General features: G+C 60.6%; 15 protein-coding genes. 14 read left to right on the top strand and 1 reads right to left on the bottom strand.

What is annotated here, in order from left to right; genetic code table 11:
• The first annotated feature begins 177 nt into the window (after positions 1–177).
• From ACSQ3L_RS07825 to ACSQ3L_RS07800, 6 genes are all read left to right on the top strand, one after another.
• Positions 178–387, top strand: coding sequence for a hypothetical protein (locus ACSQ3L_RS07825; protein ID WP_436159419.1), 210 nt, complete (start codon positions 178–180; stop codon positions 385–387).
• Between the two features lie 33 nt (positions 388–420).
• The gene (locus ACSQ3L_RS07820) at positions 421–1,407 is read left to right on the top strand and encodes an ABC transporter substrate-binding protein (protein WP_436159418.1); all 987 of its coding nucleotides are present in this window, start codon (positions 421–423) and stop codon (positions 1,405–1,407) included.
• Positions 1,404–2,228 carry an ABC transporter permease gene (locus ACSQ3L_RS07815; protein ID WP_436159417.1) on the top strand — a complete coding sequence of 275 codons (825 nt, stop codon included), beginning with the start codon at positions 1,404–1,406 and terminating at the stop codon, positions 2,226–2,228. The genes ACSQ3L_RS07820 and ACSQ3L_RS07815 overlap by 4 nt, the downstream gene beginning before the upstream one ends.
• Positions 2,197–2,937 carry an ABC transporter ATP-binding protein gene (locus ACSQ3L_RS07810; protein ID WP_436163394.1) on the top strand — a complete coding sequence of 247 codons (741 nt, stop codon included), beginning with the start codon at positions 2,197–2,199 and terminating at the stop codon, positions 2,935–2,937. Before ACSQ3L_RS07815 ends, ACSQ3L_RS07810 begins: the two co-directional genes overlap by 32 nt.
• Positions 2,938–2,970: 33 nt before the next feature.
• On the top strand, positions 2,971–3,933 hold the full coding sequence (locus tag ACSQ3L_RS07805) for a quinoprotein relay system zinc metallohydrolase 2 (RefSeq protein ID WP_436159416.1): 963 nt from the start codon (positions 2,971–2,973) through the stop codon (positions 3,931–3,933).
• 115 nt (positions 3,934–4,048) lie between these two features.
• Positions 4,049–4,912, top strand: coding sequence for a quinoprotein dehydrogenase-associated SoxYZ-like carrier (locus tag ACSQ3L_RS07800; RefSeq protein ID WP_436159415.1), 864 nt, complete (start codon positions 4,049–4,051; stop codon positions 4,910–4,912).
• Positions 4,913–4,966: 54 nt separating this feature from the next.
• On the opposite strand, the gene ACSQ3L_RS07795 is transcribed toward ACSQ3L_RS07800, so the two are convergent.
• Positions 4,967–5,320 carry a hypothetical protein gene (locus ACSQ3L_RS07795; RefSeq protein ID WP_436159414.1) on the bottom strand — a complete coding sequence of 118 codons (354 nt, stop codon included), beginning with the start codon at positions 5,318–5,320 and terminating at the stop codon, positions 4,967–4,969.
• A gap of 813 nt (positions 5,321–6,133) precedes the next feature.
• Here ACSQ3L_RS07795 and ACSQ3L_RS07790 point away from each other — a divergent pair.
• The 8 genes from ACSQ3L_RS07790 to pqqE all read left to right on the top strand — a co-directional run bounded on the left by ACSQ3L_RS07790 (position 6,134) and on the right by pqqE (position 13,545).
• Positions 6,134–7,909, top strand: coding sequence for a methanol/ethanol family PQQ-dependent dehydrogenase (locus ACSQ3L_RS07790; RefSeq protein ID WP_436163393.1), 1,776 nt, complete (start codon positions 6,134–6,136; stop codon positions 7,907–7,909).
• Between the two features lie 174 nt (positions 7,910–8,083).
• On the top strand, positions 8,084–8,608 hold the full coding sequence (locus tag ACSQ3L_RS07785) for a c-type cytochrome, methanol metabolism-related (protein ID WP_436159413.1): 525 nt from the start codon (positions 8,084–8,086) through the stop codon (positions 8,606–8,608).
• Position 8,609: 1 nt separating this feature from the next.
• Entirely contained in the window at positions 8,610–9,473 is an 864-nt protein-coding gene (locus ACSQ3L_RS07780) for a substrate-binding domain-containing protein (RefSeq protein ID WP_436159412.1), read from the top strand.
• Complete coding sequence (locus ACSQ3L_RS07775; protein WP_436159411.1) at positions 9,470–10,030, top strand: PQQ-dependent catabolism-associated CXXCW motif protein; 561 nt, start codon at positions 9,470–9,472, stop codon at positions 10,028–10,030. The genes ACSQ3L_RS07780 and ACSQ3L_RS07775 overlap by 4 nt, the downstream gene beginning before the upstream one ends.
• 413 nt (positions 10,031–10,443) lie before the next feature.
• Positions 10,444–11,379 carry a pyrroloquinoline quinone biosynthesis protein PqqB gene (gene pqqB / locus ACSQ3L_RS07770; protein WP_436159410.1) on the top strand — a complete coding sequence of 312 codons (936 nt, stop codon included), beginning with the start codon at positions 10,444–10,446 and terminating at the stop codon, positions 11,377–11,379.
• Entirely contained in the window at positions 11,376–12,134 is a 759-nt protein-coding gene (pqqC, locus tag ACSQ3L_RS07765) for a pyrroloquinoline-quinone synthase PqqC (protein ID WP_436159409.1), read from the top strand. Before pqqB ends, pqqC begins: the two co-directional genes overlap by 4 nt.
• Positions 12,131–12,427, top strand: a complete 297-nt coding sequence (gene pqqD, locus ACSQ3L_RS07760; protein WP_436159408.1) for a pyrroloquinoline quinone biosynthesis peptide chaperone PqqD — start codon at positions 12,131–12,133, stop codon at positions 12,425–12,427. The genes pqqC and pqqD overlap by 4 nt, the downstream gene beginning before the upstream one ends.
• Entirely contained in the window at positions 12,424–13,545 is a 1,122-nt protein-coding gene (gene pqqE, locus ACSQ3L_RS07755; protein ID WP_436159407.1) for a pyrroloquinoline quinone biosynthesis protein PqqE, read from the top strand. Before pqqD ends, pqqE begins: the two co-directional genes overlap by 4 nt.
• The last annotated feature ends 2 nt before the right edge of the window (positions 13,546–13,547 follow it).

Below are 13,547 nucleotides of genomic sequence, written 5' to 3'. Positions count from 1 at the left end.
ACCCAGTGGACCTGTCCACTCGTCTTTGTTGACGGCCATCCGGCGAACGCGTAGCTTCGGCTCATTCCGGTTTTCCCTACTGGCACCTGGGGAAATCCGACAGCTGGCGATCTTGTCCAGGCTCCCAATTGGGTCGGACTCGCCGAGGCGGGCGTTGGAGCGCGCAAGAGGTGCTGAATGGATATGGTCGATCTCATATTGACGGTTTGCCTCAGCACCAATCCGGGCAATTGCCGAGACGAGCATCTCTATTTCGAGAGCCGCGGCACTCTGTTCCAGTGCATGGTCCTTGCACCCAGCGAAATCGCGAAATGGTCTCAGGAACATCCGACCCTCAAGGTCATGCGCTGGAAATGCGCATTTCCGAGCAAGGAACGAGCCATCTGATTTGATAGCGCGGAGCCCCTGGGAGGAGGTGTCATGATGATTTCGCGGCGCAAGACGCTGCGTTTGGCGGTTCTCGGGACAGCCGCTGTTCTTGCCGCCAGGCCGGTCTTTGCAGCAGCCAGGATTCGCCTCGGTGTGCTGAAGTTTGGAACCGTGAGTTGGGAACTCAATACGCTGCGTCAGCACAAGTTCGATGCCGCGAACGGGATCGATCTGGAGGTCATCGACTTCGCCGGCGAGGACGCGACCAACGTCGCGATGCTGGCCGGCGCGATCGACATGATCGTCTCCGATTGGCTGTGGGTCTCGCGCCAGCGCTCGGAAGGCAGCGACCTCACATTGATCCCCTATTCGACCGCCGTGGGGGCGATCATGGTGAAGGAGGGTTCGCCGATCCGCACGGTCGCCGATCTCAAGGATAAGAAGATCGGCGTCGCCGGCGGCCCGCTCGACAAGAGCTGGCTGCTGCTACAAGCGCTGGCCAGACGCGATCACGGCGTCGAGCTGTCGGCAACCAATGACATCGTCTTTGGAGCGCCACCGCTGATTTCGGAAAAGGCGATGCAGGGTGAACTCGATGCGGTGCTGAATTTCTGGCATTTTTGCGCCCGTCTCGAGGCCAATGGCTTCCGTCGATTGATCGGCGTGAATGATGCGGCAAAGGCGCTTGGGGCCTTGGGACCCGTATCGGCGCTCGGCTACGTCTTCCACGACCGATGGGCGAACGAGAACCCGGACGCCGCCAGGGGCTTCGTCAAGGCCTCCAGGCAGGCCAAGGACTTGCTGGCCGGATCAGACGATGAATGGCTGCGCCTGGCGCCGATCGTTCGCGCGGAAGGCAAGGAACTGGAGAAACTCCGCGACCGCTATCGCCAGGGCATTCCCAGACGGCCGGTTGCCGAGGAAGCAGCCGACGCCGGCAGGCTCTACCACGTGCTGGCGGCGATCGGCGGTGCGCAGCTGGTCGGCAGCGCGCCGGAGATGGCGCCCGGCACGTTCTGGCAGGAACTCCCGAAATGACCACACAGGAAACCGGCGGCACGCCTGATGCCCCGCCGAGCATGTCCGGCCGATCCAGCCTGGCGACGGCGCTGATGCCCGCGCTGACCGTAGCGATTTCCCTGCTCGGACTTTGCCTGCTGTGGAGCCTTGCGGCGAGTGTCTGGCAAAGCCGTGCCTTCCCGGGACCCGGACAGGTCTGGCGGGTGCTCCTCAGGGAGGCTGCGAGCGGTGACCTTTTTTACCATCTCGGCGCGACCCTCGGCCGGGTCGCCGCGGCATATGTCATCGCGATGATCATAGGATCCGTCATCGGCGTGTTGCTCGGTAGCCATCGTCGGGTCGACCGTTTTTTCAACCCATGGGTGGTCTTGTTCCTCAACATCCCGGCGCTGGTGGTCATCGTCCTCGGCTATATCTGGTTCGGCCTCAACGAAGTGGCGGCGATCGGCGCGGTGGCGGTGAACAAGATCCCGAATGTCGTGGTCACGATGCGCGAAGGCGCCAGGGCGCTCGATCCGAGTTACGCCGAAATGGCCACCGTCTATCGCTTCGGCCCTGTCGATCGCATCCGCCATATCCTGCTGCCGCAATTGCAGCCCTATCTTGCCGCTGCTTCGCGATCCGGCATCGCTCTCATCTGGAAGATCGTCCTGGTCGTCGAACTGCTCGGCCGCTCGAACGGTGTCGGCTTCCAGATCCATCTCTATTTCCAACTCTTCGACGTTGCCGCCATTCTTGCCTACACGCTGGCTTTCGTGGCGGTGATGCTTGTCATCGAACTTCTTCTGGTGCAGCCCGTTGAACGACATGCAACCCGTTGGCGCCGCCGTCCCGCTTAGGGTCGACATCGCCGAAAAGACCTTCAGGTCCGCGCGAGGCGTCTCGGTCACGGCGCTTCAGGACCTTTGCTTCGAGGTTCGGCAAGGCGAATTCGCCTGCTTGCTGGGACCGTCCGGCTGCGGCAAAACCACGACGCTGCGCATCCTGCTTGGGTTGGACAAAGACTTTTCCGGGTCCTTCCAATTGCCGCAAGGAGGCTCGAATCGCGTCGCCGCCGTTTTCCAGGAGCCGACCTTGCTGCCCTGGCGAACGGTGGAGCAGAATGTCAGGTTGGCGCTGCCTAGAAACTTGAGAACGAAGAATCTCAACGGGCTGCTTGAGACCCTCGGCCTCGCCGGAATGCGCTCGTTCTATCCTGCGGAACTGTCGCTCGGCCTTGCGCGCAGGGTGGCACTTGCCAGGGCTTTCGCCACCGAGCCAGCGGTTCTTTTCCTGGACGAACCCTTCGCCTCGCTCGACGAACAGACCGCCGAACGGCTTCGTCACCTGCTTCTATCGGTGTGGTCAGCGCGGCCAACGACCGCCTTGATGGTGACGCACAATCTGCGCGAGGCACTGATGCTGTCGGACCGCATCGTCGTGCTCGCGCCGCGACCAACACATGTGCTCGGCGTGTTCGACGTGCGGTTGCCCCGGCAATATCGCAATTCGCAGGTGATGAGCGATCTTCTGCGGTCCTTCCATCATAGATTTCCGGACGTCACCTGATCGCCTGCGGGCGAAATGCATATCGGAGGCCTCATGTCGATTGATCGGCTAAGACGCAGGCTTGTGAGTGGCTTCGCCTGCACCGCCGCCGGCGCCGCGTTGCTGCCATGCTGCCTCGGACGAGCCGCGGCCGGTAACCTGCGGTTCTCGCTCAGGCAAATCGCCGACGGCGTCTTCGCCTTCCAGGGCACAGATGAATTGATGACCGCCGCCAATGACGGTGCGATCTGCAATCTGGGCGTCGTCGTCGGCGCCGATGCCGTTGCCGTCATCGACAGCGGCGGCAGCCTGATCGAGGCGCACGCCTTTATCGCCGCTATCGGAGAGATAACCGCAAAGCCGGTTCGCTTCCTGGTCAACACCCACATGCACCCCGACCACATCTTCGGCAATGCGGCATTCCGGGGCATCGGCGCGACCATCGTGGGTCACCGCAATCTGCCGCGTGCCCTCGAGGCGCGTGGCGCGTTCTATCTGCACAACTATCGCGAACAGGTCGGCGAGGCGCTTATGGAGGGAGTCGAGATCGTGCCGCCGACCCTGCTGGTCGACGATCGCCTGCGACTCGACCTCGGCGGGCGTGTGCTCGAACTGCAGGCATGGAAGGCGGCGCACACCGACAACGACCTGACCGTCTTCGACCCTGCGACCAGCACGCTCTTTGCCGGCGATCTCGTGTTCGTGGGCACCTTGCCGACGCTCGACGGATCGCTGCTTGGATGGCTTCGCCAGATGGATGCGCTCGCCGCTATCGGCGCCGCTCGCGTCGTTCCGGGCCATGGTCCGGTAGCGGCCGACTGGCCGCAGGCGCTGTCGGGGGAGAGGCGATATTTCGAGGTTCTGGCGCGCGACATCCGCAAGGCGATCGCCGACGGAACGCCGCTGCGCGAAGCAGTCAAAACCGCCGGCGGAGGCGAACGGGACAATTGGCAGCTGTTCGACGACTACAATGAGCGCAATGCAACGGCTGCTTTTGCCGAACTCGAATGGGAATAAACCACCGACATGCACCAGACGTGGTGAGGTGCTGCGATTTGCCAACGCGTCGTCAAAGGCTTATCCTCGACGCCAGCCTGGGCACCACCTCTCTGATATTGGTGGAGGCATTGAAATGCAAAGTCACGCGTATTCGAGCCGGCGGCTCGCCTTGCCGCCTGCATCCATTTTCGCCGCGATCATCTTGACCATCGGCACGCTGTTCGGCGCCTCCGGAGCCGCCAACGCACAGCAGACAACGGCGTCTTCGGACAGGATCTGGCAAGACTTGAAAGGCGACGTGTTCGGCGATCGGGCTATTCTGGCCGATACGGGCGTCGTCAGGATCGAAGCGCCGAAGCGGGCGCAGGATGCCGCCATCGTTCCCGTCGACATCTATCTCGATCCAGCCAAGGCGCCGGACGGCATCAAATCCGTTACCTTGATCATCGATGCCAATCCTGCACCGGTGGCGGCAACGTTCCAGCTCGGTAACGACGCCGGCGTGACCCATCTGTCGACGCGCGTACGCGTCAACGACTATTCCTATCTGCGGGCCATCGCGGAGACGCAGGGCGGCCAACTCCATATGGCTCAGACCTTCGTCAAGGCTTCAGGCGGATGCTCCGCCCCGGCGGTCAAGAACCAGGACGAGGCCAACGCGACGATGGGTCAGATGAAGCTGCGCCAGTTCCCGCCCCAGGAGACCATGACCAAGACAGAGGAGTTGCAGTTGATGATCCGGCACCCGAACAATTCGGGCCTGCAGCGGGATCCGCTGACCCAGTATTTTATCCCCGCGCATTTCGTTCAGAAACTGTCGATCTCGCAAGCCGGCCGGCCGATCCTCTCCATGGAAGGAGGAATATCGATTTCGGAAGACCCCAATTTCCGATTCGACTTCACGGCGCACGGCGACGGCGAAATCCAGGTGGAAGCGATCGATACGGATGGCAAAACATTCCGCAATCAGTGGCCGCTGGAAACAACGGGGCTCTGAAGTCCGAAATCATATGCCGCACAGCCGCATCCTGCTTCCGGAATGGAGCAGGCGCTAAAAGCAGCGCACGTCGGCTTCCGACTGCGCGCGCTTCAGTTCGGTTCGGGCTGCCTTCGCCGGTGCGCTTTCGCGAAACAATCCTGCGCTCTCCCCGGTTGTCAAAGACATGCTCTTGAAGGTCTCGGCCCTTTCATAGCGGTCGTAGGGAAGGATCGAGGCGATGACGTCGATCGAGCAGGAACAGCTTTCCAGCGCCTGACGTGTCTGGCCGTTCGTTTGCATGCAGCCGAGCACGTAATCGGCAATCGCTACTGTCGGGTAGTCTCCGGCAGCCCCCGCCGGGTTTGCGACGGCCAGCGTCGCGGTGAGCAGCAGCGGCAAGGTCGAAAATCCAACATATCTGATCATAAGGAAACCTCCGGTTAGCCCGGGCGCGATGCGCCTGGACGGATCAGCGTCGCCAGTTGGCAACGTGCCGCAAAGCCAGTCAAGCGCCCATGGCTTCCATATACGACCAAAGGAGGAATGCGGTGCCCACCGACCATGGTTCCGCATGGCGGCTTCATGGTCCGCTCCGCGCCCCGACTCCTACGATCATCTCATGCTTCGCCCACTATCGGTTCTCAGTGAGCCACACACATGCCCAGGCAGAGTCATCGCAGTAAATACCCACAAATAAAATCAGCGCATATATAAAATGCAAACATCAAAAAATAATCAAATTTTATATGACCCACCGCTATTTCATAAGTAGGAATACTTTATCTTTTAGCTGTTCTCCTACTTATTTGCTTATATTGCACCGCATCATTTACGATATTGCGGTGCAAAAACACACCCGGGCTTTTTTGCTTGCCTAGCGTTTTGCGATGACATAGCCTCACCCTGTTTCCGGCTTCAAGGGCGTCACCGTCATTAGGGAGCGGCGACAGTCTTTCGTAGGCCAAGGTGAGATGGGCAGTAACGGTGCCCTCTGCACATCTGGCTTAGGTCGTGACACGCTGCCGGAAATATTTCCCCCCCGTGAATTGCTTGGGCAAGCCCCTTGTGGGCTCAGCGATCGATTCATCAATATGAACCCCGGGAGGAATTCGGATGCGTGTACTTACGAAAGCTACCTATATTCTAACCACTGCGGCGTTTCTGTCGCTTGGCGCGGCCTATACGGCGTCGGCCAACGAGGACCTTGCAAAGCTGGCTTCGGATTCGAAGAACTGGGCGATGCAGACGGGTGACTACGCCAACACCCGCTATTCCAAACTCAACCAGATTACTGCGGACAATGTGAAGAACCTGCAGGTCAAGTGGACCTTTTCCACCGGCGTGCTGCGAGGCCACGAGGGTGGGCCGCTTATCATCGGCGATGTGATGTATGTCCACACGCCTTTCCCGAACAATGTCTTTGCGCTTGACCTCAAGAACGACGGAAAGATCCTCTGGAAATACGAACCCAAGCAGGATCCGAACGTCATTCCGATCATGTGTTGCGATACGGTCAATCGCGGCGTTGCCTATGGTGACGGCAAGATCATTCTCAACCAGGCCGACACCACGGTCGTCGCCCTCGACGCGAAGACCGGCAAGGTCGTCTGGTCGGTGAAGAACGGCGATCAGACCGATGGCGGCAAAGGCGAATCCGGCACGTCAGCCCCCGTCGTCGTCAAGGACAAGGTACTCATCGGCGTATCCGGCGCCGAATTCGGCGTTCGCGGCTGGATAGCCGCCTACAATCTGAAAGACGGCAAACTTGCCTGGAAAGCCTATTCGGAAGGTCCGGACGCAGACACCCTGATCGATCCCGAGAAAACCACGCAGCTCGGCAAGCCGGTAGGCAAGGATTCCGGCACGAACACCTGGGAAGGCGAACAGTGGAAGACGGGCGGCGGCACGACATGGGGATGGTATTCCTATGATCCCAAGCTGAACCTGGTCTACTACGGCACCGGCAATCCCTCGACGTGGAACCCGGTCCAACGCCCCGGCGACAATCGCTGGTCGATGACGATCATGGCCCGCGACGCGGATACCGGTGTTGCCAAATGGCTCTACCAGATGACCCCGCATGACGAATGGGACTTTGACGGCATCAACGAGATGATCCTCGTCGATGGCATGGAGGTCAACGGAGCCAAGCACGACGTGCTGGTGCATTTCGATCGCAATGGCTTTGCTTACACCATGGATCGCGCCACCGGCGACCTTCTCGTCGCCAAGAAATACGATCCGGCCGTGAACTGGGCGACCGAAGTCGTCATGGACCCCAAGAGCGAACAATATGGTCGCCCGCAGGTCGTAGCGAAATACTCGACCCAGCAGAACGGCGAAGACACCAACTCGACGGGTATCTGCCCGGCGGCACTTGGAACGAAGGATCAGCAGCCGGCTGCCTATTCGCCGAAGACCGGCCTGTTCTATGTCCCGACCAACCACGTCTGCATGGACTATGAGCCTTACAAGGTCAGCTACACCGCCGGTCAGCCTTATGTCGGCGCCACCGTGTCGATGTATCCGGCACCCGGCGGCGATGGCAGCATGGGCAACTTCATTGCCTGGGATGCGGCCAAGGGCGAGATCGTCTGGTCGAAGCCCGAGCAGTTCTCGGTGTGGTCGGGCGCGTTGGCGACGGATGGCGACGTCGTCTTCTACGGTACACTCGAAGGCTACATCAAGGCGGTCGATAAGGACGGCAAGGAACTTTACAAGTTCAAGACCCCGTCCGGCATCATCGGCAACATCACGACCTACGAGCAGGGCGGCAAGCAGTACATCGCCGTTCTGTCGGGCGTCGGTGGCTGGGCAGGTATCGGTCTGGCAGGCGGCCTGCTTTCGCCTGACAACGCCGCTGCCTGGCATGGCGCCGTCGATCAGGGCCGTGCGCAAGGCGATCAGGCCGCGGTCGTCGGTACCGCTGGTCTGGGTGCCGTCGGCGGCTACGCAGCACTCGCCGACTACACGACGCTGGGCGGTCAGCTCACCGTCTTCGGTCTCCCGGACTGATGCGCGGGGAACCTTAAGCACGCCTCAGGTCTTGTGAGACCAAAGGCTTGAAGAACGAGAGCCCGGATCACCCGGAAGCCGTGGCCGGGCTCTCGTTACGGTTGCGCACCCAAAAAACACCGATCAACGCCAGTCACGAGGGCAGTGTCCATGGCAAACGAAGGAAGCGTTTGAATGTCCGTTCGCATTGTAATTTCGGCTTTCGTCCTGGCTCTGCTGCCTCTGGCAAGCTCAAGCCCCGCGCAGGCCGACGACAGCGTGGAAAAAGCCAAGGCGGTGAAGGAAGAAGGCGGCAAGTATTTGGATGCGGATGGAAATCCGACCTACAAGATCGAGAACGGAACCGTCGATTGGTACACGTTCAGCGGCTACCGCCGGTATCACTCCGATTGCCACGTCTGTCACGGACAGGACGCAACAGGTTCGAGCTATGCGCCGGCCTTGGTCAACAGCCTGAAAAACATGGATTACGGTACGTTCCTCTCAATCGTCGCCGAAGGCCGCAAGAATGTTGGCGGCGGCAAGGAAAACGTCATGCCGGCCTTTGGCGACAACAAGAACGTCTATTGCTACATGGACGATCTCTACGTCTACCTGCGCGCGCGCGCGGATGGCGCGGCACCCCGCGGCAGGCCGCCGAAGCACGAAGACAAGGCCCAGGCGGCGAAGGATGCCGAAGCATCCTGCATGGGAGGATGATATGACCGGCCGCGGTGCATTGAAGCTGCGCGTCGTTCTGCCGATCCTCGGCGCGCTCGCCTTGCTGCCGTCGAACGCCCAGGCGCAAGGCGCCGGGCTTGGCGCGGCGGGAGAACTGGTCGATCCCGACATTCTGCGCGTCTGCGCCGATCCCTCTAATATGCCCTTCACCGACAAGAGCGGCGAAGGCTTCGAAAACAAGCTGGCCGAACTTGTCGCCGCGAAAACCGGGCGCAAGTCCGTGGCTTACACCTGGTTTCCCACCATCATCGGCTTCGTTCGCAACACGCTCGGGGCCAACCGATGCGACATCATCATGGGCTATGCCCAGGGCGATGAGCTGGTGCAGAACACCAACGCCTACTATCGCTCCACCTATGTGCTGGTGCACCCGAGAGGCAACGATATGGAAGGCGTCGAAACGATCGAGGATCCCAGGCTCACGGGCAAGAGGATCGGCGTCGTCGAAAGCACGCCGCCAACCGCCAACATGGCCGCCAACAAGCTTCTGCGGACCGCCAAGATCTATCCGCTTGCGGTGGATACGCGCGTCACCCCTTCAATGGGGGAGGTCATGATCAAGGATATGCTGGCCCACAAGATCGATGCGGCGGTCATGTGGGGACCGATGGCAGGCTACTATGCCAAGGAGCTCGGAGCCGATGTGACGATTGTTCCGTTGCTGAAGGAAAAAACCGGCTCGCGCATGTCTTACCGCATCACCATGGGCGTACGTCCGTCCGACCAGGAATGGAAGCGGACGCTTAACCAGGTGATCAGGGAAAACCAGGCGGAGATCACCAGGATCCTGCTGGGCTACAACGTGCCGCTGATCGACGAACACGACAACCTGATTACCCAATGAATGGAAGGGAGGCTATCTTCTTGTTGGTCGCTGCGAGCCTTCTGGGTCTGATCGAACCGACATGGGCTGGCGATATCGCCGAGCCCAGCGGCTTCCGGATGGACGACTATCGAGCACCGGTGCCGCGGACGCTGCAAGGCGCGAGGGTGGTGACGACGGCGGAAGCGGAAGCGCTGTGGCGAGCGAAAAAGGCGATCTTTTTCGACGTGATGCCGAACACGCCCAAGCCGGCCAATTTGCCTGCAGGAACAATATGGAGAGACAAGGTCAGAAAGGACATTCCAGGCAGCACATGGCTGGCCAACGTGGGATACGGCGCTATTTCGCAGGAGACCGCCAGTTATTTTCGCCAAGGTCTCGAAGCCAAGGCCGGAACGGACAAATCGCGCGCGATTCTGTTCTATTGCATGACGAATTGCTGGATGTCCTGGAATGCCGCGAAACGGGCCATCCAGTGGGGCTACAGTTCAGTGATCTGGTATCCGCTCGGCGCCGATGGGTGGGAAGACGCAAATCTTCCGTTGGAGGAGAAAAGACCCTACGCGATGAACAATTGAAGGGAGGACCGCAGCTATTCTCGATGGTTTGTTTCTCGATTTTTCAAAACCTACTGTTTCATTTGTCCATTTTGAGACGTGATGGACGAGCCATTGCTTCGGTGCCCTGCAATGGTTGGCTAACGACAGGATCGGTCCCTTCGGGCTGGTATAAGAGGAGAAATGCTATGAAGAAGAACTGGAAAAAACCGACCATGTGTCAGGTCGCCGCTGGCTTCGAAATTTCGCGGTATCTGCCTGCTGAAATTACTCCCAAGAAGTAGGCCGCAGAGGTGCGCGTCCCTGACAACAGGGGCGCGCATCCCCTCGACGCATGGGATCTTCGTGAAAGGTTTTGTCGCAGGTGAGCGCGCCGCGCGCTTTACGTCTGCAAATTGCCTGCTGGTCAGAAAATCCGCGGGGCGGGCATTTTCATGCGCTTGAAGATCATCGGTTCGGCGGCCGGCGGCGGCTTTCCGCAATGGAACTGCAACTATCGTCTCAGTCGTGCGGCTCGTGCCGGCATGGCTGGCGTGCATTCGCGAACCCAATCAAGCATCATCGCCTCGGCGGATGGGCTCGGCTGGGTTCTCTTCAATGCCTCGCCCGACATTCGCCAGCAGATCGCGGCAACGCCTGAATTGCAGCCTGCGGAAGATGCGCCGCTGCGCTCGACGCCTATTCGCGCGGTGGTGCTGACCAATGCCGATGTCGATCATATCGCCGGTCTGCTCAGCCTGCGCGAGCGGCAACCTTTCGCCATCTATGCAACGGCGCAGGTTCTGGCGACGCTGGAGGCGAATTCGATTTTCAATGTTCTCGATCCAGCGCTTGTGCCACGACGCATTCTGCCGCCAGCGAAAGAATTGGCTATCTGCGATGCAGAAGGCCGCGAGACCGGCGTGACGATCGAGCCCTTTTCAGTGCCCGGAAAGATAGCACTCTATCTGGAGGATAGAGACCATCCGGATGCCAGTTTCAGCTCCGACGCCGGCGACACGATCGGAGTCCGAATTGCGGGTATCGGCAGCCGCGGTTCTGTCTTCTACATCCCGGGCTGCGCACGCATCGATGCGACCCTGCGCACGCGTCTCACCGATGCCGCCTGTCTTCTGTTCGACGGCACGGTCTACACCGACGACGAGATGATCGTCGCCGGCGTCGGTCAAAAGACCGGCACGCGCATGGGGCATCTGGCGATCTCGGGGGAGGTAGGGTCGATCGCCGGCCTGGCCGATGTGATCGGCCGCCGCGTCTTCGTCCACATCAACAACACCAATCCGATCCTTGACGAGAATTCCGCCGAACACGCTGCGGTCAAGGCGGCAGGCTGGGAAATCGCAAGCGACGGCATGGAGATGGAATTTTGAGCGACTTCCGCAATGCAGCCAAAGGCGGACTCTCCACGAGCGATCTCGAAGCCGTGCTGAGGCGGGTTGGCGCCGAGCGCTATCACAATCGTCATCCCTTCCACCATAGGATGACCAGCGGTGCGCTGTCGAAGACCGAGATGCAGGCCTGGGCGCTGAACCGCTATTGCTATCAGGCGGTCATCCCGCGCAAAGATGCCATGATCCTTGTACATGCCGAGGATCCGGCGTTTCGCGCCGCTTGGCGCAAACGAATCGAAGATCATGACGGCGTGGACGGCTGGAGCGGCGGCATCGCGCGCTGGCTGCATCTGGCAACCTCGCTCGGTCTCGACGCCGAGGCCGTGAAGAGCGAAAGGCTGGCACTGCCGGCGACACGCTTCGCGGTGGGGGCTTACCTTTCCTTTTGCTCGAATAGGACCCTGTTCGACGCGGTCGCATCGTCGCTGACCGAGATGTTCTCGCCACTCATCATCGGCGAGCGGGTACCGGCGATGCTGGCTAAATACGATTACATCACCGAGGATACGCTGGCCTATTTCAAGCAACGGCCCGAACAGGCCTCGCGCGACGCCGACTTCGCCCTCGCCTACGTACTCAGCCATGCCGATACGGCGGAACGCCAGCAGCAGGCAATCGATGCGCTGGTGTTCAAATGCGATATACTCTGGGCCATGCTTGATGCGCTTCAACACGCCTATGGCGAGCCGGGAAACATACCGCCCGGCGCCTTCCACCCCGAGGCAGACCTATGATGGCGCTGCGCGAAAGAGCCGTGGTGTCGCTGCGATCGGTACCTTCGTTGCCGAAGCACGTGCGCATACAGTACGACCCGGTGCGGCAGGCATTCGCCGTGCTTTCACCGGAAAAAATATTCTGGCCGAACGATGTCAGTCTCGACATTTTGCGCCGCTGCGATGGACGGTCCACGGTCGACGACATCATTGCCGACCTTGCCGCGGATTATGAGGCCGAACAGGAGGCCGTGGCGAGCGACGTCACCATCTTCCTGCAGGAGTGGTCGGACAAGCTGTTGGTGAAGCTATGAGCACGTCTCTGCTCCCTCCTATCGGTATGCTGGCGGAACTGACGCATCGCTGCCCGCTGCAATGCCCTTATTGCTCCAATCCGCTCGAATTGCTGAAGGCCAATCGAGAACTCGATACACAGACCTGGCTCAGCCTGTTTTCGGAGGCCGCCGATCTTGGTGTTCTGCAGGTGCATCTGTCCGGCGGCGAACCGACGCTGCGCCGCGACCTTGAGCAATTGATCGCAGGGCTTTCAGCCCGCGGCGTCTACACCAATCTGATTACCGCGGGCGTTGGCATCGTCGAGGGCCGTATCGAGGCATTTGCCGAAGCCGGACTCGACCATCTGCAACTGAGCTTTCAGGGCGCGCGGCCGGCGACCACCGATCGTATCGGCAACCACAAGGGCGCCCACGAAAAGAAGCTGGAAACGGCACGCCGCGCGCGAGCTGCCGGTTTGCCTCTTACCATCAACGCGCCGATCCATCGCCGCAACATCGACGAAGTGCCGGAATTCATCGATCTCGCCCTTTCGCTGGGCGCGGAAAGGCTTGAGATCGCCAATGTGCAATATGCCGGCTGGGCGCTGACCAATCGCGATCAACTGATGCCCGAGCGTGCTGCGGTCGACCGGCAGGCGGAGATCGTCGCGGAGGCACAGGAGCGGCTGACCGGCATTATCAACATCGATTTCGTGACACCGGATTATTTCGCGATCTATCCCAAGCCGTGCATGGGCGGCTGGGCGCGTGACGCCTTCATGGTGGCGCCTGACGGCACCGTGCTGCCGTGCCACGCCGCACAGACGATCCCGTCGCTCAGCTTCGAGCGTTTCGAACCTCACACCCTGGCCACGATCTGGGCCGATTCGCCGGCATTCAATGCCTTTCGCGGCACGGACTGGATGCAGGACCCCTGTCGCAGCTGTGAGCGGCGCGAGATCGACTGGGGTGGTTGCCGCTGCCAGGCGATGGCGATCGCCGGCGATGCCGCCGCGACGGACCCGGCTTGCGCGAAATCACCGATCCACGCGCGCATGGCAATGCTGATCGACGAAGCAAAGCGCACTGCGACAATTCCTTCGGAGGACGAACCATTCGTCTACCGGCGGATCGGCGTCGTGACCGAGCCCGCCTGATA

It is taken from the genome of Mesorhizobium sp. LjRoot246, from assembly GCF_964254115.1.
In the GTDB taxonomy this organism is placed as follows: domain Bacteria; phylum Pseudomonadota; class Alphaproteobacteria; order Rhizobiales; family Rhizobiaceae; genus Mesorhizobium.
Note: the sequence above shows the minus strand (reverse complement) of the source record. Positions and strands in the feature narration are given on the sequence as shown.